This window comes from Actinosynnema sp. NPDC020468 (genome assembly GCF_040642015.1).
GTDB lineage: Bacteria > Actinomycetota > Actinomycetes > Mycobacteriales > Pseudonocardiaceae > Actinosynnema.
Genome location: NZ_JBFAEO010000017.1, coordinates 110,779 through 132,511, shown reverse-complemented (window position 1 = coordinate 132,511; position 21,733 = coordinate 110,779). Strand labels below are relative to the sequence as shown.

The window sequence follows — 21,733 nt, the reverse complement described above, 5'->3', positions numbered from 1 at the left end:
GTCGGGTCGCGTCGCCGGGCCAGGACGCGGCTCCGGGGGTCAGGCGCGGTTCTCCCGGGCCCGCCGCTTGCCCTCGTGCATCGCCTGGACCCGGGCCACCGGGATGGTGTGGCCCTCGGCCACCAGGTCGGCCGGCAGCGGTTGCGGCGCGGGCATCCGCTCGGCCCACGGGTCGGCGTCGCCGAGCAGGCCGAGCGCCGTGTGCAGGGTGAAGTCGGCGGGCGTCACGCGGTCCAACTCGTCCCAGTCCACCGGGAAGGACACCGTCCCGCCCGGACGCACGCGCGGGCTGTACGCGGCCACCACGGTCGCGCCGTACGCCCGCGTCGAGTCCAGGAACACCTTGCCGTGCCGGTCCTCCCGGATGAACGCGGTCGTCGCCACCGCCGGGTCCAGCCGCTCGGCCCGCGCGGCCAGCGCCCGGGTGGCCGCCGCCGCGTCGTCGGCCGACGCCCCGATCGGCACGAACACGTGGATCCCCTTGGAGCCACTGGTTTTCACCACGCCCACCAGCCCGACCTCCGCCAGTGCCCGGCGCACCAGCGCGCCGGCCGCGACCACCGCGTCGAACCCGGCGCCCTCAGGCGGGTCGAGGTCGAGGACGAGGTGGGTCGGCCGGTCCCACGCGTCGTGCGTGGCGAGCGGCACGTGGTACTCGACCGCGCGCTGGTTCGCGAACCACAGCAGCGTTTTCCGGTCCTCGCACAGCGCGTACCGGATCTCCCGCCGGGACGCCTCGGCCCACACGGTGGTCGACGCGACGAAGTCCGGCGTGTACTTGGGCAGGTTCTTCTGCATGAACGGCTCCTGGCCGGGCCGCACCCGCACGACCGACAGCGGCCGGCCGCGCAGCACGGGCAGCATCCGGTCGCGGACGCCGTCGAGGTAGTCGACCAGGTCGCGCTTGGTGCCCTCCACCCCGTCGAAGAGGGGTTTGTCCAGGCTGCTCAGCGGCACCCCGTCGCGTTCACCTTCGGCCATGCGGACACCCTTCCCGCTCGTGCTCCCGGGGGCAAGCTGGACGGCCGCTGGGCGTTCTGTCACGGTTGTCGTGACGGAGCGGCACTCGCTGGAGGCGACCGAGCATGTCCCGGACCCCGGTACGGATCTCCTTCCGCGCGGTGCTGCGGGTGCGGGCGGGCGACCGGATCGGGGTGGCGCCCGGCGGGTGCGCGCCGCCGGGCGGGGTGATCGAGCACTTCCCGCCCGCCGAGTCGGTGCTGGCCGGTTTCGGGTTCGTCGGCGACGGCGGCCGCGGGCTGAGCGGGGTGCTGCCGGGCGGGTCGCTGCGCCGGTTCCTGACATGGTTCGGCAGCGGCGCGTACCGGGAGGCGGCGGAGGACTGCCTGCGCCGGGTCGCCGGTCCGGCCGAGTTCGCGCACGTGCGGACGGTGGTGGACGACGTGGTGGCGCCGGGCGGTCGCCGGGTGCGCCGGTACGAGGTGTGCGAGCTGGTGGCGGGTGAGGCCGACGTGGCGTTCGCGAGCGCCGCGGCGGTCCGGGAGGCGGGGTACGCGTTCCTGGTCGACCGGTGACGGCCGGCGGCTCGGTGGCGCTCGTGTCGCCCTTCCTGACCGGGCGGCTCGCGCTGGTCGTGGTGCGGCCCCCGGTGGTGCGGTCGCACGCGGCGGGCGCGGTGGTGTCGTTCGGGTTCGAGGTCGAGCCGGGCGCGCGGTTGTGCGCGCTGTCGCTGGTGGTCTCGTTCGACCGGGCGGTGGTGCGCGAGCCGCGGGTGGTCTCGGCGGACGCGCGCACGTCGGTGTGGGTGTCGCCGGGTGTGGCGGGGTGCCTGGTGGGTGATCCGGTGGCGGCGGCCCGGGTGCCGCGCGCCGGGGTGTTCGAGGTGGTCGTGGACGGCGCGGTGGCGGGTCGGGTGCGGGTGCACGGGTCGGCGGTGCGGTCGGGTGTGTTGCAGGACGTGGTGGTGCACGCGTCGGGGGAGCGGGCGGTGCGGTTCGGCTAGCGGGTCACGGTCGGCGCGCGTCCCGGTCGCCCTCGCGGCGCAGGCCCTCGAGGTCGGTGACGACGATGCGGCGCGCGCTGCGGCGCAGGAGGTGGGCGCGCTGGAGTTGGCGCAGCGCCTTCTCCGTGGTGCTGAGCGCGGTGCCCGCGAGGTCGGCGAGCTCGGACTGGTTGAGCGGGATCGCCGGTGTCCACCCGTCGGGCGTGCGTTCGCCGTGCTGGTCGACGAGGTCGGTCAGCACGCGGGCGACGCGGGTGTGCGCGGGGCACACGATGAGGTCGACCCAGCGGGACTGGAGTTCGCGCAGCCGGTCGCTGATGGACCGGGCGACGGCGAGCGCGGCGTCGTTGTGCCGGGTGACGAACTCGGTCAGCTCGACGGCCTTGAACACCCGGGCCGTGGTGTTGCCCGCCGCGACCACGGTGGCGACCCGCGGTTCGCCCTCGAGGACGCCCATCTCGCCGAGCAGGTCGCCCCGGCCGCGCACGGCGACGAGCAGGTCGCGGCCGAACTCGGAGGTGACGACGACCTTGACGTGCCCGGAGACAACGAGCACCGCGTGGCCGTGGCCGTCGCCCTGTCTGATCACCACCTGCCGGGCCCGGTAGGACACCTCGGTGCCGAGGTTGAGCAGTGCCTCGCTGTCGCGTCGGCGCAGACCGGAGAGCAGGCTGTGCTCCGGCCACGTGCCGTCGGCCGCGTTCAGCGCCGTCCCCGTCGCATCGCGGTGCCTCCCTGGGTTCCCGGACACCCATGGTGGCGTCGGCGGCGGGCCCGTACCTCGTGCAAGTACGGCTTTCTAGGGGCCGGCGAGCGCGCGCAGGGCGGTGTGCTCCAGGACGGTGACGGCGCGGTAGCCGGTACGGACCAGGGCGCGCTTGCGGAGGTCGGCGAGCACCTTGTGCACGGTGGGCTCGGCCGCGCCGACGAGGGCGGCGAGTTCGGGTTGGGTCAGCGGCACGGCGATGTGCACGCCGTCGCTGGTCGGTCGGCCGAAGTTGGCGGCCAGGTCGAGCAGCACGCGGGCGATGCGCACCTTGACCGTGCAGCCGCTGAAGTCGACGCGCCGGCGGTTGGCCCAGCGCAGCTTGGCCGCGACGCTGCGGGTGACGGCCTCGGCCGCGACCGGGTGCCGGAGCAGGAAGTCGTGGAACCGGCCGCGGCTGATCACCGCCGCGCGCACCCGGTTGACCGCGACGACGGTGGCCGACCGGGGTTCGCCGTCGAGCGCGGCGAGTTCGCCGATCAGGTCGCCGCTGCCGCGGATCGCGAGCAGCGCCACGCCGCCGTCGACGTCGCCCGCGGTCACCTTGGCGTACCCGAAGAGCACGAGCAGGACGTGGTCGGTGTGCTCGCCTTCGTGCACCAGGACGTCGCCGGGGTTGAACTCGCGCGGCACGCCCGCGTCGAGCAGTGCCGCCGCGTCGGCCACCGGAAGCGTGGCCATCAGGCTCTTCGTACCCCACCACATGCCCACAGGAGTTGCACGCGCGTGCCGGGGATACACCGGATCCGGTGGTTCACCCGTCGGGTCTAGGCTCGTGCGGTGATCAACTGGGTGGTGCGGTCACACCGCGGGCTCGCGCTCGCGGCGGTGGTGGCCAACGTCGTCATCGCGGTGACCGGCGCGGTGGTGCGGGTGACGGGGTCCGGGCTGGGGTGTCCGGAGTGGCCGAACTGCCTGCCGGGCAGCATGGTTCCGGTCGAGCACCCCGGGTTGGCGATGGTCAACCAGTGGATCGAGTACGGGAACCGGTTGCTGGCCGCGGGTGTCGGCGTGATCGGCGGGTTGTGCCTGGTGGCGGCGTGGTACGCGCGGCCGCGGCGACCGGTGGTGGTGGTGCTGTCGGCGACCGTGCTCGGCGGCGTGCTGGCGCAGGCGGTGATCGGCGGGATCACGGTGAAGGCCGGGCTGCTGTGGTGGACGGTGGCGTTCCACTTCCTCGTGTCGCCGGTGCTGGCGTGGTTCGCGGTCGTGCTGGTGCACGCGGTGGGCGCCGAACCCCGGCGGGCGCGGTCGGTGCGGTCGGGGTGGTACCTGGTGGTGCTGTTCGCGGGTGCGCTGGTGACGGGCACGCTGGTGACGGCGGCCGGTCCGCACGCGGGCGACGCCGGCACGCCTCGGCTCGACCTGCCGGTGGAGGTGCTCGCGCGGGTGCACTCGTTCTTCCTGTTCGCGTTCGTGCCCGCGTTGGTGTGGCAGGGAGTCCGGGCCCGCTGGTCGCCGCCGTTCCGCCGGCTGGCCGCGGCGGTGGTGGCGCAGGTCGCGGTCGGGTTCACCCAGTACTTCACCGGCGTGCCGGCGGTGTTGGTGGTGGCGCACGTGCTGGGCGCGATGCTGGTGGTCGTCGCGCTGGCGAACGTGTGGTGCGCCTACGTGTACGCGCCGACGGCGCGGGACAGCGTGGTGAGCGCGGAGACCGGGTCGTCCAGGTAGCCGCCGACGAGGGCGCCGTCGCGCAGCATCACGAGGGTGCGCGCCTCGGCGGTGGGATCGGTGCTGCCGGATTCGGCCAGCAGCGCGGTGATGGTGTCGAGCAGCCAGGCGCGGTGCGCGGTCACGACCTTGCGCACCGGGTGCTCGGGGTCGGGGTACTCGGCGGCGGCGTTGATGAACGGGCAGCCGCGGAACCGGCCGTCGCACAGGTCCTCGCCCAGTCCGGTCACCACGGCGACGAGGGCGGCGCGCGGGTCGGCGGCCCGGTCGACCGCCTCGGCGACGTGGGCGCGGACGTCCAGGTCGTGCGCCACCAGGTAGGCGCGGACCAGGTCCTCCTTGCCCGGGAAGTAGCGGTAGAACGTGGCCCGGCTGACCTCGGCCGCGGTGATCACCTCGTCCACCGCGACGGCGTGGATGCCCCGGTGGTAGAAGACCCGGCTCGCGGTGGCGAGCAGGCGGTCGCGGGCTGCGGACGTTCTCATGGCGCACACGATAACGGAACGTTCTGTTCGCCGACGAGTGCCGGAAAAGTGTGCGCCGGCCGGGCTTGGAATATTGTGTCGGACCTCGAGCGTCAGCTACTGTCAACTTGTTCCCGGGGCAGGCCCGGGGGTGTCCGGGGGGATTCGATGACATTCTGCGAAGGTGCCCAGGCGCGTTAGTGCCATTGGCCCACTGCTGCTCCGACCAGCAGTGATTTCGGAAGAAACCATCTTGCCGCTCGTGTTCGGCGGAACTGTCGAAACGATCGGTCCAATTGTGCTGCGCCCATTTCGGCGCGGCTGCTGTCGAATGCCCCCATGTTCCCGGTAGAGGGGAAGAAAAACGTGAATCTCACCCGTACCGCCACCGCCGTCGCACTTGCCGTCGCCGCTCTGCTCGCACCGCTCGTGACGGCTCCGGCCGCCTCCGCGACCGAGGACGCCGTCGGTTGCCTGGACGGCTCCAGCCCGGCCTCGTTCCCCGGCGCCAGCACCAAGAAGACGATCACCACCACCTACGGCAGCATCATCGAGCTGCGGTACAGCACCAACACCTGCGCGTGGGGTCGGTTGACCAGCGGCGCGGTCGGCGACTACGTGTGGGTCGACCGCGCGGTCGGCGTCTCGCAGGGCAACTCGGGTGACTGGGTCCAGCTGGGCATCACCCAGCTGACCAGCGGCACCCAGGTGTACACGCCCGGCTACAACGACAACTACCGGGTCATGCGCGCGTGCGCCGAGGTCGTGGAGTTCTTCCAGCACAAGGTCTACTGCACCGGCTGGTACTAGGAGCGCGCCGCCCCGAGGGCGAGGAGCTGTTCGGCCACGCTTTCGGGGCGCTCCAGGGGAAGCATGTGCCCGGCGTCGGGCACGACGACGGCACGTCCGCCGACCGCCGAGGCCAGCGCACGCGCGTTGGACTCGGAGACCAGTCGGTCCTCGTCGCCGACGATCGCCACGACAGGCCGCTCTCCCGCCACGGTGAGGGCGGCCTGTCGGTCGTACCGGTCGACGGCGGGCCGGAACAGGGCGATGGTGTCGGGCCAGTGCGCCCACACCATGTCCGCGGTCAGCTCGACGTCCTCGGGGCGCGGCTCGTCGCCGAACAGCCACCACCGCAACCCGGCGGTCTTCGCGGGTTCGATCTTCTCCCGGATGGTGCGCACCAGCGGCCCGAACGCCCGTTCCAGCTCGCGCACCAGCTTGCCCACGGCCTTGGGCCACGCCAACGACGTCTCGGCGAGCCCGGTCACGGCCGTCGACACGAACAGCACGCCCACCACCCGCTGCCGGTACAGCCGCGGCCGGCGTTCGGCCATCGCCATCGCGGCCATGCCGCCCAGGGAGTGCCCGGCCACCACCACGGCGCCGGTGGTCAGCTTCTCGACCAGTTCGCCCAGGTCGTCGCCGAGCTGCTCGACGGTGGCGGTGTCGCGGTCGGCGGGCGAGGACGCGCCGTGGCCGCGGTGGTCGTAGGCGATCACCTGCACGTCGGCGGGCAGCGCGGCCACCACCCGGTGCCAGCCGCGGTGGTCCAGGGCGTAGCCGTGCGCGAGCACGACGGTCAGCGCCGCGTCGACGGGACCCCGTCGCGCCACGGCCAGTTCGGCGCCGTCCTCCAACCGCAACCGCTCCACGTCACGTCCCTTCCGCCGCGTCCCGGGAGGTCCAACGACGGTGCGGCCGGAACGTGACGGTTCCGCAAAGGGTCACTCGGGTTTGCGCGCCAGGAAGTACGCGTAGGGCCGCCGCGAGCCGGTTTCCCTGACCACCCGGGCCTCGACCACGAGCCCGGCGTCGCGCAGCAGGTCGGCGATCGTCTCGACGGGCACCAGGTGCGACTCCTGCCGCGCGGTCGGGCCGCCGTAGCCCTGCTCGGACCGGACGTGCTCGTGGTCGCCCACGTGGCCGCCGACGAACAGCAGGCCGCCGGGGCGCAGCACGCGGTGGAACTCGCCGTAGACGGTCGGCAGGTGCTCGGGCGGGGTGTGGTGGGTGGAGTAGAACGCCAGCACGCCCGCGAGCCCGCCGTCCGGCAGGTCGAGCGCGAGCATCGAGCCGACCTCGAAGCGCAGGTCCGGGAACGTGGCGCGGGCCTGCTCGACCATGTTCGGCGACAGGTCGACGCCGAACGCGTCCTTGCCGAGACCCGCCAGGTGCGCGGTGAACTTGCCCGGCCCGCACCCGAGGTCCGCGACGGGGCCGTCCGGCACGAGTTCGGCGAACGCGGCCAGCACGGCGCGGGAGAGGGGGTCGAGCCCCTCCGGCGGCGGCACGCTGTCGTTGTAGGCCGCGGCGACGGTGTCGTAGAACGCGCGGATCTCGGTCAGGAAGGCGGGTTCGGTCACCCGGAAAGCGTAGTCACGGCGGAAAAGATCTTGGTGGGAATCGGGGAGAAGTCGGGTCGGGCGGCCACGGGTGCGGTGACCGGGCACCGACGACAGGAGACGAGCCATGTCCCGATTCCGAGGGGTGGTCGCCGCGGCGATCGTCCTGACCGCGGCGGTCGCGCCGCCCGCGCACGCCCAGCAGCAGTTGTGGAACGACCGCGCGTACCTGGCCAACCCGACCGCGAAGCTGGTGGTCGACGTGTTCGGCTACCAGACCGGCAACGGGGTCGACGTCATCACCGCCGGCTTCCACGGCGACCGCAACCAGCAGTTCGAGCTGACCCCGACGCCGCGCAACCCCTACGCGTGGGAGATCAGGGCCGTGCACAGCAACCGCTGCCTGGACGTGGAGGGCGAGAGCACCCGGGAGTTCGCCCGGGTCCAGCAGTGGGACTGCCGGGGCAGCGACAACCAGTCCTGGTACCCGGACGTCGACCACTACGACGCGGGGAACCAGCCCGTGTACCGGCTGCGCAACGTGCGCAGCAACCTGTGCCTGGACATCCCGACCGACACCCCGCCCGGTGGCGCGCGGTTGCGCCAGGCCCGCTGCGCGCACGCGCAGAACCAGGAGTGGACGCTCAACCACCCGATCAGCAACCCGGCGACGGGTCGGGTGATGGACGTGTGGGGCGTGTCGACGGGCGCGAACGCGTGGGTGTGGCTGTGGAACTTCGAGGGCGGCCGCAACCAGTACTGGTGGCCCTCGCCGGTCGGCGACGGCACGCAGCAGCTGGTGGTCCTGCACTCCCGGCAGTGCCTGGACGTGGACGGCGGCGCGACCTACTACGGCGCTCCGCTCGTGCAACGCCCGTGCGACCTGAACCGCCGCAGCCGGCGCTGGCTGGTGGAGCGGACGTCCTGGGACCGCTGGAACCGGGCCCTGTACCGGATCCGCGGCGACCAGTCGGGCCGGTGCGTGACGATCAGCGCGCAACCGGACTCGTTGGGCGCGCGACTGCGCGTCCAGGACTGCACCGGCGGCCTCGACCAGCAGTGGCGGATGTGACTCACCCGAACGGGGGTTCGTGCTGATCGGGACCGGGTGATTCCGGGCGGGTTGCCGTGGCGGCGCCCGCCCAGGTGGTCCATAACCCTTCCCGTGATCCTGGTGAAGCGGATTCCCGTGCTGGTGGTCGTGTTGTGGACCGTGGTGTTCTCGAGCAGCCTGCTGTCGCCGCCGGCGAGCGGTGTGGCGCGCGCGGGGGCGCTGCGGCTGGAGCTGGACGGCAACTCCCTGACGTGGGACCAGTTGACCGCCGTGCTCGACGGCGCCGAGGTCGAGGTGAGCCTCGGGATGGGCGCGCGGCAGTCGATGGCCAAGGCCCGGGAGGGCGCGATCGCGGCGCTGGACGCCGGTCAGCGGGTGTACGGCTGGAACCAGGCCCTGGGGCCGCTCAAGGAGGTTCCGCTGCCCGAGGGCGACCGGGTCGAGTTCCAGCGCCGGGTGCTGCGCTCGCACGCCGCCGGCGTCGGTCCCGCGCTGGACGACCGGGTCGCCCGGCTCGCGCTCGTGCTGCGGGCCAACGCGATGGCGCGCGGCGCGATGGGCGTGCGGCCGGAGTTCGTGGACCGGATCCTGTCGCTGGTCAACGCCGGCGTGACGCCGCGGATGCCGGAGATCGGCTCGCTCGGCACCGGTGACCTGCAACCGATGGCGGCGGCCGGGCTGGTGCTCACCGGCCAGTCCGCGCCCGCCCGCTACCGGGGTCGGGAGGCGCCCGCGCCGGAACTGCTGGCGGAGGCCGGGTTGCCGGTCGAGTTCACCCTGGAGCAGGGCGAGGCGCTGCCGTTGATCAGCGGCGGGAGCGTGCTGACCGCGCGGTACGTGGACGCGGTGGTGCGGGCGGAGCGGCTGACCGACGCCTACGACGGCGCGTTCGCGTTGTTCCTGGAGGCGACCAGGGCCGAGCAGGGCGCGTTCGACCCGCGCACCCACGAGGAACGCCGGATCCCGGCCGAGGTCGAGGCGGCCCGGGTGACCAGGGCGCTGGTCTGCGGCACGGGGTGGATGACCGAGGAGGGCCGCACGCGGTTGGGGGAGAAGGCGCCGCGCATCCAGGACTCCGTCGCGGTGCGGGCGAACCCGCACATCGTCGGCGCGCTGCGGCAGGCGTTGTCCGACGCGCACGGCGACGTGGAGCGCGAGGCGAACGCGTCGACGTCGAACCCCCTGGTGTTCCCCCAGGACGGCGGCTACGAGTTCGTGATGGGCGGCAACTGGGACGGCGCGCTGCTCGGGCACCGCATCGACTCGCTCAACGCGCAGGTCGCGGACCTCGGCGTGCTGTCGCAGGAGTTGTCGGGTCGACTGCTGTCCGCGGAGTGGAGCTACGGCCTGCCGCCGAACCTGGCGGGCGGCGAGGTCGGCCTCAACTCGGGGCTGGTGCAGGTGCAGACGGTCGCGGTGGCGCTGGTGCCGGAGATGCAGGTCCGCGCGAACCCGGCCACCACGCTGTCCCGCCCGGCGAAGTTCGGCCAGGAGGACCACAACACGATGGCGATGGCGGCGGTCCGCGACCTGCACGACAACCTGGACCGGCTGGAGATCGTGCTGGGCGTGCAGGTCCTCATGGCGGCGCAGGGCGTCGACGTGATCGGGGACCGGATGGCCGGGCTGCCGCTGGGCGTCGGCACCGAGTTGTTGCACGCCACCGTGCGCGAGCACGTGCCGCCGGTCGTGGACGACCGCTACCAGTCGCCGGACCTGGAGAAGGCGGTCGGGTTGGTGCGCGACGGCACCCTGTCCCGCGACGTCCGCTCGGTGCTCGACCCGGCCCGGAACCGCTGCGCGGCCTGAACTCCCGGGCTCAGCGGCGTTCCTCGAGGGCCAGTGCGAGGGTGGTCACCTCGGTGCGCAGCCGGTCGTCGGGGAGGACCTTCAGGTGCTCCGAGCGGACCTCCAGGGAGCGGCCCTCGATGTCGGTGATCGTCACGGTGGTGGGTGTCGGGTGGTCGCGGACCCAGGTGATCAGCGCGGTCGCCAGGGCGGCGCACGTCGTGTCCGGGGTCAGGTCCACCGACAGGGCCTCCAGCACCGGGCTCGGCGCGCCGGGCGGTGGCGGCATCTCCACCGGGGCCACCGCCTCGGGCAGGTCCTCGCGCACCCGCTCCCACAGCGAGCGCAGGTCGTCGGTGTCGTCGCCCTCGACCGTCACCAGGACGTCCACGGCCACCTCGCGTTCAGCGCCGGTTCGGCTTCCGGTGGTGACCCTAGCGGGGAACGCGGTCCGGCACGCCTCTTTCCGCCAGGTGGTCGCACGTCGGAGGACGTTCGGCCCGGAAAGCCTTGGGGGCAGCGGGTTTCCGGGTCGGGTGGACTGAGGGGTTCCGGCGTGCGCCGCACGTCACCGTAGGTCACTTCGGGAAGCACCGAATCGGCGGATCGATTCCGCGGCCCCGGTGGTCGATTACTGGGCACGTGCCGTTGGCCGAGAAGTTGTCCTCCCTGATCGCGGTCGTCGCGGCGACCCTGCCGACCGCGGCGCTGCCCACCACGCCCACACCGGTCGACCTGGTCTGCTCGCCCGGAGCGCGCGCCACGTCGTGCGTCTCGGTCGACAACCCGAAGGCCCGCAACGCGGTGCTGACCAGGGAGGGCTGCGGCGACGTGCTGACGCTCACGTGGACCACCGGTGGCACCGCGGAGATCAGGCTCACCACCGCGACGACGGTCGTCGGCGTGCAGCGGATCTCGGCCGGCACCGGCGAGGTGGTCGCGGGTCGGTACCGGGGCGCGCGCGTCGCGCACACCGCGACCGGCCCGATCACCGACCTGTTCGGCTGTCCGGGTGCCGAATCGCCGACAACTCTGGAAATCGGCCCCTGACCGGCGGGAAGTGGCCTACCTTCCGCCGGGGGAAGGGAGAGCCGGTGCTGTTCTGGTTGGTGCTGGGCGGAGTCGTGGCGCTGTGCGGGCTCGTCGCGGTGTGGCAGCGCGTGCAGCCGGTGGTGGAGCCGCTGGACTCGTTGGGGCTCTACGAGGTCGCCATGCTGCACACCGGCTCGACCCGGGTGCTCGCCGTCGCGCTGTCGGTGATGGTGGTGGAGCGCAAGCTCCAGGCCGAGGCGAGCGGACCCGCCGCGGTGCCGGACGACGTGACCGCGTCCGACGACTTCCAGGCGGTGATCGTCGACCGGGTCCGCGCCACCGGCCGGATACCCGAACCCGTCGACTTCGCCGAGTGCGCGCCGGTGGTGGCGTTGAAGCGGAGGCTGATCCGGGCCGGTCTGCTGCGCAGCCGGGCGCGCACCCGGTACTCGCTCAAGGTGCTGTGGCTCTACCTGGTCCCGCTGCTCGTCGGCTCCGGGTTGCACGGCCAGGACGAGGGCGCGCTGCTGACCACCTCGATCGTGGTGCTCGTGACCTGGCTGTGCAGCGCGGTTCCGCTGATCGGCGGCGCGACCGACGTCACCGACCGCGGCACCCGCGCGGTGACCGGCGTGCTGCGGCTCGACGGCGTGCGATCGGACCTGCTGGGCGTGGCCCGCGTCGGGTTCTACGCGCTGGCCGAGCGCGAGGCCGTGCTGCGGCTGCGCCAGCACCTGGCCCGCAGCACGCGGACCGAGGACCTGCCGGGGTACTGAGGTTTCCTCCGCGCGCCGGAACCGGGTGGGCGCGGCGACCGTCGACTCGGTGTGACTACGCGGAGGATCAGGGTGTCCACGGCGTCGACGTGGGCGTGGGTGCTGGTCGGGGTGGCGGTCGTGGCCGCGGGGGTGCACGTCTGGGGCATCACCGAAACGCCGGAGCGGTCGTTCTTCCGCTACGCCCTGGCGTTCGACCTGCTGGTGGGCGGTGTCGCGGCGTGGCACGCGACCCGGTGGCCGGTGCACGCGCTGTTCGACGCCGACGGGGTGGTGCTGGGCCGGGATCGGTTGCCCTACCGGGAGATCACCGCGGTGCGCACCGGTCCCGAGTCGGCCAAACCGTTCTGGCTGGCGCTGTTGTTTCCGGTGTCGTTGGTCGCGGGGCTGTTCGCGCTGGCGGTGCCCGCGTCGACCTACGACCGGCGGGTGGTCGAGATCGACACCCCGCGCGGCCCGATCCGGTTGCGGTGGAAGGACTTCGGCCGGCGGGACGAGTTCGTGGACGCGGTGACCGCGGCCGCGCCCCACGTGGAGACCGACTACCTGCACACCCCGAGCCGCGCCGCGCGCGACTACACGCCGAGGATGCGCGCGCCCGGCGGTTTCCTGGTGGCCGGGCTCGCGGCGTGGCTGTTCTACACCGGTGTCGTCACGGTGGCGTTGGCCGACCGGTCCGTCGACGGCGGGGCGCACCCGGTCGACACCACGTCGGTGACGCTGCGGGCGTTGGCCGGCCACTTGCGCGACTACCCGGCGGTGGCCGGGGTTCCGCCGCGGATCGAGGTCGAGCGGTGCGACCGGGTGGAGAGCACGTTCCTCGGTCCGTCGCCGGACTTCGTGGTGCTGCGCCTGGAGATCCGGTCCGACGCGGTGCCGGAGGCGGTGGCCGACGAGGTCGAGCGCCGGTTCGCCGCGGACTCCGGTTTCGCCGGGAGCGGGTACGTCCGGTGGGACGCCTCGCCCGGCTCGGGGGTGGCCTTCAGCCTGCCGCGGTGGAGCGGGTTGGAGATCGAGCTGTCCACCGGGTGCGTCGCGGCGGAGGGCGAGGGCGTGCTGCGCGCGGACCTGGAGGCGGTGGCCGCCGCGCTGGGCGTGGGCCGCTGACGGGTCAGCAGCGGTCGGGTGGCGTGGCGCCGTCGGGGTAGAACTCCAGGCGGGTGTCGGAGGAGCGGGGGAGCAGCAGCGCCGCGCCGTCCCGGCGGTTCCACCCGCGCGGCAGCAGGAAGTAGTGGCCCGCGGACTGGAGCACGAGCACGAAACCGTTGTAGCGGAACAGGTACGCGGTGTCCGGGTCGGCGCAGCGGACCGCGGTGACGCCCGGCGCGCGCACCTCCAGGTCCTTGGTGCTGTACACGACCACGACCGGCATCGTCGGCAGCGCCACCTCGTACTCGTAGCCGCGCGCCTGGCCGACCGCCGCCGAGTAGTCCGTGACGGCCCAGAACAGCCCCACCGTCACCAGCACGAACGTCAGCACCCACTGCACGACCGGCACCGCGCCGGTCCGCCCGCGCTCGCCCGGGTGCAGCCGTTCGGCCAACGGGAACAACAGGAATCCCACCGCCACGCACAACCCCGGCACGCCCGGCCACCGGTACATCAGCGGCGGGTGGGCGACGCCCGCCGACCCCGCGCCCACCAGCAGCACCCCGAGCACCACCGCCACCGGCACGAGCCTTCGCCGCAGCCTGGCCCAGGACTGCGGCGCCAGCCTCGACTCCAGGAGTCGGAAAGCCCACAGCAGCACCAAACCCGTGGCGGCGACGGCGGTCAGCGGCACGAACATGCCGTCGGCGCTGCGGATCAGGTAGTCCTGCGCGGACAGGCCGAGCGTCGTGTAGGGCACCCCGAACCACTGGCAGAACCAGTAGGCGTGCTTGGTGCCGAAGTAGAACAGCAGCGCGGTCAGCACGGTCGTCGGCGCCAGGATCGCGCCGAACACCTTCACCGCGCGCGACGGCGCGGAGTCGGTCATGAGGTCGTGACGGGCGGCGCGTCACACGGCCGGTTCACCACCACGGTCACCGTGTCGCCCTCGTGGAACGGGGTCGGCACCAGGATCTTCGAGGCGACGCAGTTGTCCTCGCCGCCGTCCTCGACGTACTGGAACACGATGTTCGCGCACACGTCGTGCTTCGGGCACGTCAGCCGCCACGCGTCCTGGAACGACGGCAGGTCGAACGGCACGCCCAACCGCTCCTCGATGCCCTTGCGGTCCGGCGCGGGCAGGATCCACCGGCTGGGCGGCACCGGCGGTGGTGGTGGCGGGGTGGTGACCCGGGGCGGTGGCGGGGTCGTCGTGGTCAGCGTGACGACCGGGTTCGGGTGGGTGTGCTGCGTGGTCGTCCCGGCCTGCGTCGTCGTGGTGGTGGTGTCGGTGGTGGTCGTTCCCGGCGAACCGGCCGAGGTGGTGAGCGGCGCGGCGGCGGGTGCGGGCCTGGGCGAGCCTGCCTGGGGCGAGCCGCACGCGGCGAGCGCCACGACCGCCAGGACTGCCCAACCCCTACTCCCCATGGTGACCAGGGTGAGCCGGGTTGCTCCGAAGGGCATCAGGGCGTGCCCTGAACTCCGCGCCCGTCGGCCACCCTCAGGTACGTCAGCACCGCGAGCACCCGCCGGTCGTCGTCCGGACCGGGCGGCAGGTCGAGCCGGAACAGGATGTTGCGCACGTGCGTCTCGACGGTTTTCTTGGCCAGCACCAACTCCCGGCCGATCGCCCGGTTGGACCGGCCGCGCGCCATCAGCGAGAGGATCTCGGTTTCCCGGCCCGTCAACGAGTCCAGCGCCTCGACCTCGCGTCGCGCGGTACCCAGCCAGGTCACCACGCGGGGGTCCACCACCCACCCGCCGGTCGCGACCACCCGCACCGCGTCCACGAACGCGGCCGTCGCGACCCGGTGCTCCAGCAGGTAGCCGACACCGCCCCGGTCGCCGTCGAGCAACGCCGGGAGGTAGTGCGCGCCGACGTGGCGGGACAGCACGAGCACCCCGGTGCCCGGGTGCTCCCGTCGGATCCGCACCGCCGCGCGCAACCCCTCCGACCGCGCGCCGGGCGGCACCCGCACGTCCACCACCGCGACGTCCGGCCGGTGCGCGGCGACGGCGGCCAGCAGCGCGCCGGCGTCACCGACCCGGGCCGCGACGCGGAAACCCCGGTGTGCCAACAACTCCGCCAGGGCGTCGCGGATCGGCGCGGAGTCGTCGGCGAGCACCGCGGTCAGGTCCGCATGGTCCATTGTGGAGGGTTGGTCGTGGGGTGGCACGGGACCGGACCGGACGTTGCCCATGACCACCTCGCGGTCGTGCTGAGTGGTACCTCACCGGTGGAATCGTCCGCCGGGGCCCCGGTGCTACCCGGGTGCTCGAGGTGATCGCCGTCGGCGCGGGGCGCGGACGCGGTCAGCGGCGGGGTCGGAGGACACCCGCGAAGAGCACCAGGGCGAACGCCAGGACCGCGACCACGGCGAAGGAGACGGTCAGGCTGGTGGCCTGGGCGATGCCGCCGATCAGCGACGGCGCGACCAGGCCGGAGGTGTAGGTGACGGTCGCGACGCCCGCGATGGCCCGGCTGGTGTTGCCGTCCGCGTGCCCGGCCGCCGCGAAGGCCAGCGGCACGACCACCGCGACACCCAGGCCGAGCAGCCCGAACCCGCCGATCGCCACCGCCGGGTGCGGCGCGAGGGCCACCAGCACCCCGCCCAGCGTCGCGACCGCGCCGCCGACCCGCACCGTCCGCACCGCGCCGAACCGGTTGACCACGGCGTCGCCCAGCACGCGGGCCAGCACCATGGTGAAGGTGAAGCCGGTGGTGGAGGCGGCGGCCAGCCCGGCGGACCCGTTCAGCACGTCGCGCACGTACACCGCCGACCAGTCCAGGCTCGCACCCTCGGCGAACACCGCGCAGAACCCGATCGCGCCGATCAGCAGCGCCGACCTGGGCGGCACCGTGAACCGCGGCGGCGGCTCCTCGTCCGGTTCCGGGCGCAGGTCGAGGACCCGGGCGCAGATCACCAGCCCGGCCGCGGTCAGCACGACGGCGGCGACGTCGTGGTGCAGCCGCGCGCTGACGTCCAGGTGGGCGGCGACGGTGCCGAGCGCGGATCCGATCAGCGTGCCGACGCTCCACATCCCGTGCAGCCCCGACATGATCGACCGCCCGAGCCGTTTCTCGACCTCGACGCCGACCGCGTTCATCGTCACGTCCGCGGTGCCGGCCGTCGCGCCCAGCACGAACAGGGCCGCGCACAGGGTCGGCAGGTTGATCGCGAGCGACGGCAGCACCAGCGCGAGGGTGAACAGCGCCAACAACACCCGCAACGTCGCCCGAGTCCCGAACCGGTGCCCCAACCGGGCGGCGACGGGCATCGCGAGCGCCGACCCGATCGCCGGAAACGCCAACGCCAACCCGAGCTGCCCCGCCCCGACCCCGGCGTGCTCCTGGATCCACGGCACCCGAGTGGCGAACGACCCCACCACCGCGCCGTGCACACCGAACACGGCACCGATCGCGTACCTGGCGCCCCGCACCTCACGCCCCACGATCGCGCTCGCCACGCCCGCCCCCCGTCCCCGATCACTCACCGCTGAACCACCCTCCACCGCCCACCTAGCGCCCGCCGCCGACACCGCGCCGCCTCGACCGGCTCGCCTCGACCGGCCCGGCCCGGCTCGGCTCGGCTCGACCGGTTCGGCTCGTGCCGGACGGCTCGCGGTCGTCCTCGGACCGCCGGCCCGAACACAGCGGGGCTCCCAGCCGCACTCACCCGGCGCGTGCTGCCCGGCTCCGCCCGACGATCACCCCTGTACCGCTCGTCCCACCGAGGCAAGCCCTCTCGGCCTTCTCCGCGCAGTCCGCCCTGGCTGATGAAACCGCCCGACCCTGCGCAGGCCGCGTTGCCCTGCCCAGGCCACGCTGCCGGACTCCTCCGTTCGCCGCCCTGCCGCCCCTGTCGTCCCGCGTCGAATCGCGTCGACCCGGTATGCTGCCGAAATTATCAGGAAGCCTTCCTGAAAGAAAGAGCAGCCGATGGCCGTATCTCCCAGCGTCGCCCGCGTGATCAACGACCGGACGGCGCTCTTCCTGCTGTGCGAGGGCCCGCTGACCGCCGCCCAACTCGCCGAGGCGACGGGGTTGTCCCGGCCGAGCGTGGCGGACCTGGTGAAGCGCTTGCAGGAGGCCGGTCTGGTCGCGGCGGTGGGTTTGGCGGACGAACGTCGTCGCGGCCCGAACGCCGTCCTGTACGGCCTCGTCCGGAACCGCGCGCACCTGGCGGCGTTGGACGTGCGGACCGACGGGGTGACGGTGGTCGTCAGCGACCTGCTGGGCGAGGTGCTGGCGCGGGGGTCCACGCCGATCGTCGCCGACGAGACGGCCGTGGAGCGCACCGCGGACCTGCTCGCGTCCACCGCTCGCGACGCCGGCGCGGACACCCTGCACGCGATCGCGCTCGGCGTGCCGGGTTTGGTGCACCCGAGCACCGGCGCGCTGCGCGTCACCCCGGGCATGCCGCGCTGGCACGTGGGCTTGGTCGACGCCCTACGCGCCCGACTGTCCCCGACACCGACACCGACACCGACACCGTCCGCCGGCCCCACCGGCCCGGCGAGTCCGGCCGACGCGGAGTCCGGCCGCCCCCCTGGGGTTTTCGCCGGCGCGTCCGGCGACGTGGGGCCGGCCGACGCACAGCCCGCCCCCGCGCCTGCGGCCTTCTCAGGCTCCGCCGGACACACAGGGCCGGTCGACCTCTCCGCGTCTGTCGTCGGCTCCGCCGGACACACAGGGCCGGTCGACCTCTCCGCGTCTGTCGTCGGCTCCGCCGGACACACAGGGCCGGTCGACCCGTCCGCGTCTGTCGTTGACACCACCGGCCACGCGGAGTCCGTCCGCACGCCTGCGGCTTTGGCCGGCACGACCGGCGGCGTGGGTTCGGCCGGTACGCCGCGAGTCCGCGAGTCCGCGGCGGCGGCGCACTTCGCCGACGCCCCTGACAGCAGGGGCTTGGCCGGCCCGCCGCGCACTCGTCCGCCGGAGGCTTTCCGTGGCGTGGCCGGCGGCGTGGGTTCGGCTGACGCTTTCTTCGATGCCGGAAGCGGTGTGGGGTCGGTAGATGTCCTGCGGGTCGGCGCGTCCGCCACGCCTTCCGCTCCCCCCGACGCCGCAACCAGCGTGGGGTCGGCCGAGGTGTCGCGTGGCCGCGTGGCCGTGACTACCGCCGGCCCCGCTGGTTCGGCCGGCGCGCTCGTGCACCTGCCCCGGCTCATCGTGGAGAACGAGACCACCCTCGCGGCGTTGGCCGAGCATCGCCTCGGTGTGGCCCGGGATCGGGACACGTTCGTGCTGCTGTGGTTGGGGACCGGCACCGGGGCGGCGTTGGTGTTGGGCGGGGTGCCGTACCGGGGTCGTTCCGGTGGGGCCGGTGAACTCGGGTACCTGCCGTTGCCCGGCGTGCCGCGGCCGACCGCGCGGAGTTTGGGCGGCGGGTTCCACGGCCTGGCCTCCTCCGACGCGGTCACCGTGTTGGCCGGTGATCATCGGCTCGCCGCGTCGCCCCGGCCCGGCGAGCCGATGGGCGCCGCCCTGGTGCGGGAGGCGGTGGCGGTCGGGTCGGTGCACTTCCTGGACGACCTGGCCGACCGGGTCACCGTCGCGGCCGCCGCGCTGGTCGCCGTCCTCGACCCCGGGTGCCTCGTCCTGGGCGGTGAACTCGGGCACGCCGGTGGTGTCGAGTTGGCGTCCCGGGTCGAGGCACGGCTGGCCGCCGCCTCGCCGATGCCGACCGAGGTGCGGGCCGGCGCGCTGGGCGGCACGGCCGTGTTGCGCGGCGCGTTGGTGGCGGCGTGCGAGTCGGCGCGGGACGAGCTGTTCGGACCGGCCGTCACGGGCTGACCGCAAGGGGGAATCGGTCGGGTGAGCGGTGCTCGGGAATTCCGCGGAGAGTTCCGGCCACCACCCTTATTACGGTTGTCACTCGGCCGGGGGCGTATTCAAGCAAACGCCCGGCCAAGAGCAGGTGAACGCGCCGCCGGCCTGAACGCCGCGCTCCTATCCTGCCCCCGAAAAGGGGAGGGGATTCGGGATGAGTGGTGACCGCAGCCTGTTATCGGTGTTGCAGGACCCGCAGGTGCTGGTGGGTGTGGCCTCGATCCTGGTGGCGATCCTGCTGTCCGCGGCGGCGTGGTGGTTCAAGCGCAAGCGGATCAGCTACCGGGTGCACCTGGACACGCCGATCGGAATCGCGCCCGTTCGGGGGAACAGCCTGATCGACGTCGAGTTGAAGAACCGCGGGTCCGTCGTCGAAGCGCCGAGCGTCGCCCTCGTGCGGATCATGAACACCGGCAACGCGGCGATCCGCGCGGCCGATTTCGAGGCGCCGCTGCGATTGGACTTCGCCGGGCGCAAGGTCGTGGACGTCGAGGTGATCGAGGCCGACCGGGTGCTGCGGCGGATGCTCGAGGACGACCGGTCCTGGCCGCCGGTCGGCGACAACGTGCTGGTGCTGCCCAAGGTCCCGCTCAACCGCAAGCACCGGATCAAGCTGCTGGTGCTGCTGTCCGGACCGCGCGACCCGGCGGTCAAGCCGTCGGTGTCGTGCGAGGCCTTCCTGTCCGGCGGACGGGTCGTGCACGACACCACGACCGGCAACGGGCCGAGCAGGCGGACGATGGCGCTGGCCGCGATCGGGATGGTCGCGGTGAGCGTGGGCACGGCGCTGGTGGTGAACGGCGTGATCGGGCAGCCGCCGAGCGGTTGCGGGTCGGGGACGCTGCTGGCCGAGGGATCGACCGCGTTCGCGCCGGTCGCCGTGCAGCTCGGCGAGGCCTACCAGCGCCAGTGCGACGGCGCGCGGGTGACGGCGTCCGGCGTGTCCACCTACACCGGCCTCGACCGGCTGGGTGCGTGGAACGGCACCGGTGACGCGCGGATCGCGATGTCCGACGGCGTGGCCGACCCCCGCCAGTACACCCGGCTCGTGCCGCACCAGGTGGGCATGGCGACGTTCGCCGTGGTGGTCAACCGGAAAACCGGGGTGACGGCGCTGACCAGCGAGGAGATCAAGGACATCTTCGCCGGCAAGCAGCTGACCTGGGCGACCGGCGAGCACCCGCCGATCACGATCGTGAGCCGCGACCGCCAGTCCGGCACGCGGGCCGCGTTCGAGGGCGCGGTGCTGGGCGGCCGGGAGACGCAGGACTCGACGGCCGGGTGCACCACGGCGGGTGGTGGGCCGTCGACGTCGGTGGCGCGGTGCGAGCTGCGGGACGGCTCGGACGTGCTGGCCACGGTGAATCGGACGCCGGGGGCCATCGGGTACGCCGACGTGTCGGCGGCGCGGAAGGCGCACGAGGACAACCCCGACGTCGTGCTGGTGACGCTGGACGGGATCGACCCGACCGACGTGGACAAGCGCAAGGACTACCGCTTCCGGGTGCCGGAGTTCGTCTACACCCTGGGCAACCCGCCCAAGGACGGCCTGATCGACTCGTTCCTGGAGTTCCTGGACACCGAGGAGGCCAAGCAGATCATCGCGGACCACGGGTTCGGGTCCTGACCGCGCGAGTCGGGCTGTCTTCGTTGGAATGTTGAACGATGCGACAATCCTTGCTTTCAACGATGATCGCGACGCCCGGCCGGCGGACGACGTGACCTCCGGGCGGGGTGGCGGGCGCGGGTGGGGGACACTCGACGGGTGGATCGCCGGGTGGAGGTTGCCGACGGGCGGGGCGTCGTCGTCGGCGACTACGCCACGGTGTTCAACATGTTCGGCGCCGCGCCGCCGCCCCTGTCCGCCCACCTGCGCACCGCCGAGTTCCGCGCCACGGTGGACGACCGCGCGCGCTCGTTCCTCGGCCGCGAGTTCGTGTTCACCGCCATCGACGCCCTGCTGGCCGACCCCGCCTTCCCGTCCGGCTACGTGGTCCTGCGCGGCGAGCCCGGCATCGGCAAGACGTCGGTGCTGGCGAGGCTCGTCACCACCACCGCGTGCGCGCACCACTTCACCAGCGCCCTGACCAACATCCGCTCCCCGCGGGCGTTCCTGGCCAACGTGTGCGCGCAACTGGTCGTCCGCCACGGCCTCGACCACACCCACCTGCCCGAGTCCGCGACCGCCGACGGCGGGTTCCTCGTCCGGCTGCTCGCCGAGGCGGTGGCCAAGAGCGGGCGGGTGCTCCTCGTCGTGGACGCGCTGGACGAGGCCGAGCCCGCGGCGGCCGGCGCGAACCGGCTGTTCCTGCCCGCGAGCCTGCCGACCGGGGTGCACGTCGTGGTCAGCACCCGCGACCGGCACGACGACCAGCTCTACGTCGACCACCGCCGGGACGTGCACCTGCGCGACGACGACCCGCGCAACCTGGCCGACGTGCGGGAGTACGTGCGCCGCCGGGGAACCGACCCCGCGCTGACCGACGAACTGGTGCGCCGCAGCGAGGGCAACTTCATGTACGTGGTCCACGTGCTGCGCGACCTGCGGGCAGGCCTGCTCGACCCGACGAGCCTGCCGCAGGGCCTGCGCGCGTACTACCGCAAGCACTGGGAGGTCATGCGCGACCGCGACCCCGACCTGTTCCGCGCCTACCAGGAACCGGTGATCTGCCTGCTGGCCACCGCGCGGGAACCGGTCACCGTCGCCGAGGTGGCCGGCTGGACGCGCGGCTACTGGGCCCGATCCGGTTGGGACACCACGGGTTTCCAGCGCCGCGTGGTGGTGGAGGTGGTGCGCGGCTGGCGCGAGTTCCTCAACGCCGACGGCGACGCCTACCGGGTGTACCACGCGAGCTTCCAGGACTTCCTGCGCGAGGAGATCGGCCTGGAGGCCCACCACGACACCATCGCCGACACCGCGCTGGCCAAGATCTTCCCGCCGTGACG

23 protein-coding genes are annotated in these 21,733 nt (G+C 73.3%); 12 read left to right on the top strand and 11 right to left on the bottom strand.

The features are described from left to right. Positions 1-39: 39 nt before the first annotated feature. Positions 40-981 carry a non-homologous end-joining DNA ligase gene (ligD, locus tag AB0G50_RS15005; RefSeq protein ID WP_360107569.1) on the bottom strand — a complete coding sequence of 314 codons (942 nt, stop codon included), beginning with the start codon at positions 979-981 and terminating at the stop codon, positions 40-42. Positions 982-1,085: 104 nt separating this feature from the next. Between ligD and AB0G50_RS15000 the strand changes: the two genes are divergently transcribed. Beyond that, positions 1,086-1,535 (top strand): hypothetical protein, encoded by a 450-nt coding sequence (locus tag AB0G50_RS15000; protein ID WP_360107566.1) that lies wholly within the window; start codon positions 1,086-1,088, stop codon positions 1,533-1,535. Continuing rightward, positions 1,532-1,963 (top strand): hypothetical protein, encoded by a 432-nt coding sequence (locus tag AB0G50_RS14995; protein ID WP_360107563.1) that lies wholly within the window; start codon positions 1,532-1,534, stop codon positions 1,961-1,963. Before AB0G50_RS15000 ends, AB0G50_RS14995 begins: the two co-directional genes overlap by 4 nt. Positions 1,964-1,967: 4 nt before the next feature. Here AB0G50_RS14995 and AB0G50_RS14990 read toward each other — a convergent pair whose 3' ends face one another. Both AB0G50_RS14990 and AB0G50_RS14985 read right to left on the bottom strand, forming a co-directional pair. Further along, positions 1,968-2,714: a Crp/Fnr family transcriptional regulator gene (locus AB0G50_RS14990; protein ID WP_360107560.1), complete on the bottom strand. Its 747-nt coding sequence runs from the start codon at positions 2,712-2,714 to the stop codon at positions 1,968-1,970. A gap of 48 nt (positions 2,715-2,762) precedes the next feature. After that, positions 2,763-3,410: a Crp/Fnr family transcriptional regulator gene (locus tag AB0G50_RS14985; protein ID WP_360107557.1), complete on the bottom strand. Its 648-nt coding sequence runs from the start codon at positions 3,408-3,410 to the stop codon at positions 2,763-2,765. 99 nt (positions 3,411-3,509) lie between these two features. Between AB0G50_RS14985 and AB0G50_RS14980 the strand changes: the two genes are divergently transcribed. Then, on the top strand, positions 3,510-4,400 hold the full coding sequence (locus AB0G50_RS14980) for a COX15/CtaA family protein (RefSeq protein ID WP_360107554.1): 891 nt from the start codon (positions 3,510-3,512) through the stop codon (positions 4,398-4,400). On the opposite strand, the gene AB0G50_RS14975 is transcribed toward AB0G50_RS14980, so the two are convergent. Next, complete coding sequence (locus AB0G50_RS14975) at positions 4,337-4,885, bottom strand: TetR/AcrR family transcriptional regulator (RefSeq protein WP_360107551.1); 549 nt, start codon at positions 4,883-4,885, stop codon at positions 4,337-4,339. The two genes, AB0G50_RS14980 and AB0G50_RS14975, sit on opposite strands and share 64 nt — an antisense overlap. A gap of 345 nt (positions 4,886-5,230) precedes the next feature. Here AB0G50_RS14975 and AB0G50_RS14970 point away from each other — a divergent pair, with 345 nt between their 5' ends. Beyond that, a complete protein-coding gene (locus AB0G50_RS14970; protein ID WP_360107548.1) occupies positions 5,231-5,674 on the top strand; it encodes a DUF2690 domain-containing protein in 444 nt (147 codons plus the stop codon). Here AB0G50_RS14970 and AB0G50_RS14965 read toward each other — a convergent pair. After that, positions 5,671-6,522, bottom strand: a complete 852-nt coding sequence (locus AB0G50_RS14965) for an alpha/beta hydrolase (protein ID WP_360107545.1) — start codon at positions 6,520-6,522, stop codon at positions 5,671-5,673. The two genes, AB0G50_RS14970 and AB0G50_RS14965, sit on opposite strands and share 4 nt — an antisense overlap. 72 nt (positions 6,523-6,594) lie before the next feature. Next, complete coding sequence (locus AB0G50_RS14960; RefSeq protein ID WP_360107542.1) at positions 6,595-7,233, bottom strand: methyltransferase domain-containing protein; 639 nt, start codon at positions 7,231-7,233, stop codon at positions 6,595-6,597. Between the two features lie 106 nt (positions 7,234-7,339). Here AB0G50_RS14960 and AB0G50_RS14955 point away from each other — a divergent pair, with 106 nt between their 5' ends. Next, a complete protein-coding gene (locus tag AB0G50_RS14955) occupies positions 7,340-8,284 on the top strand; it encodes an RICIN domain-containing protein (RefSeq protein ID WP_360107539.1) in 945 nt (314 codons plus the stop codon). Positions 8,285-8,386: 102 nt separating this feature from the next. Further along, entirely contained in the window at positions 8,387-10,075 is a 1,689-nt protein-coding gene (locus tag AB0G50_RS14950; RefSeq protein ID WP_360107536.1) for an aromatic amino acid ammonia-lyase, read from the top strand. A gap of 10 nt (positions 10,076-10,085) precedes the next feature. Here AB0G50_RS14950 and AB0G50_RS14945 read toward each other — a convergent pair whose 3' ends face one another. Next, positions 10,086-10,445: a hypothetical protein gene (locus AB0G50_RS14945; RefSeq protein WP_360107533.1), complete on the bottom strand. Its 360-nt coding sequence runs from the start codon at positions 10,443-10,445 to the stop codon at positions 10,086-10,088. A gap of 251 nt (positions 10,446-10,696) precedes the next feature. Between AB0G50_RS14945 and AB0G50_RS14940 the strand changes: the two genes are divergently transcribed. The 3 genes from AB0G50_RS14940 to AB0G50_RS14930 all read left to right on the top strand — a co-directional run bounded on the left by AB0G50_RS14940 (position 10,697) and on the right by AB0G50_RS14930 (position 12,969). After that, complete coding sequence (locus AB0G50_RS14940) at positions 10,697-11,104, top strand: hypothetical protein (RefSeq protein ID WP_360107530.1); 408 nt, start codon at positions 10,697-10,699, stop codon at positions 11,102-11,104. Between the two features lie 44 nt (positions 11,105-11,148). Then, positions 11,149-11,862 (top strand): hypothetical protein, encoded by a 714-nt coding sequence (locus AB0G50_RS14935; RefSeq protein WP_360107527.1) that lies wholly within the window; start codon positions 11,149-11,151, stop codon positions 11,860-11,862. Positions 11,863-11,934: 72 nt separating this feature from the next. Continuing rightward, positions 11,935-12,969 (top strand): hypothetical protein, encoded by a 1,035-nt coding sequence (locus AB0G50_RS14930; RefSeq protein WP_360107524.1) that lies wholly within the window; start codon positions 11,935-11,937, stop codon positions 12,967-12,969. Between the two features lie 4 nt (positions 12,970-12,973). Here the strand turns inward: AB0G50_RS14930 and AB0G50_RS14925 are convergent, their stop codons facing one another. From AB0G50_RS14925 to AB0G50_RS14910, 4 genes are all read right to left on the bottom strand, one after another. After that, the gene (locus tag AB0G50_RS14925; protein ID WP_360107522.1) at positions 12,974-13,840 is read right to left on the bottom strand and encodes a hypothetical protein; all 867 of its coding nucleotides are present in this window, start codon (positions 13,838-13,840) and stop codon (positions 12,974-12,976) included. After that, positions 13,837-14,379 carry a hypothetical protein gene (locus AB0G50_RS14920; RefSeq protein ID WP_360107519.1) on the bottom strand — a complete coding sequence of 181 codons (543 nt, stop codon included), beginning with the start codon at positions 14,377-14,379 and terminating at the stop codon, positions 13,837-13,839. Before AB0G50_RS14920 ends, AB0G50_RS14925 begins: the two co-directional genes overlap by 4 nt. Positions 14,380-14,414: 35 nt before the next feature. Beyond that, positions 14,415-15,086: a response regulator transcription factor gene (locus tag AB0G50_RS14915; RefSeq protein ID WP_360107616.1), complete on the bottom strand. Its 672-nt coding sequence runs from the start codon at positions 15,084-15,086 to the stop codon at positions 14,415-14,417. Positions 15,087-15,264: 178 nt separating this feature from the next. Further along, a complete protein-coding gene (locus AB0G50_RS14910; RefSeq protein WP_360107516.1) occupies positions 15,265-16,446 on the bottom strand; it encodes an MFS transporter in 1,182 nt (393 codons plus the stop codon). A 472-nt stretch (positions 16,447-16,918) separates the two neighbouring features. Between AB0G50_RS14910 and AB0G50_RS14905 the strand changes: the two genes are divergently transcribed. The 3 genes from AB0G50_RS14905 (at position 16,919) to AB0G50_RS14895 (ending at position 21,731) form a co-directional block, all read left to right on the top strand. Then, positions 16,919-18,751: an ROK family protein gene (locus AB0G50_RS14905; protein ID WP_360107513.1), complete on the top strand. Its 1,833-nt coding sequence runs from the start codon at positions 16,919-16,921 to the stop codon at positions 18,749-18,751. 190 nt (positions 18,752-18,941) lie between these two features. After that, positions 18,942-20,414: a substrate-binding domain-containing protein gene (locus AB0G50_RS14900; RefSeq protein WP_360107510.1), complete on the top strand. Its 1,473-nt coding sequence runs from the start codon at positions 18,942-18,944 to the stop codon at positions 20,412-20,414. A 138-nt stretch (positions 20,415-20,552) separates the two neighbouring features. After that, positions 20,553-21,731, top strand: coding sequence for an NACHT domain-containing protein (locus AB0G50_RS14895; protein WP_360107507.1), 1,179 nt, complete (start codon positions 20,553-20,555; stop codon positions 21,729-21,731). The last annotated feature ends 2 nt before the right edge of the window (positions 21,732-21,733 follow it).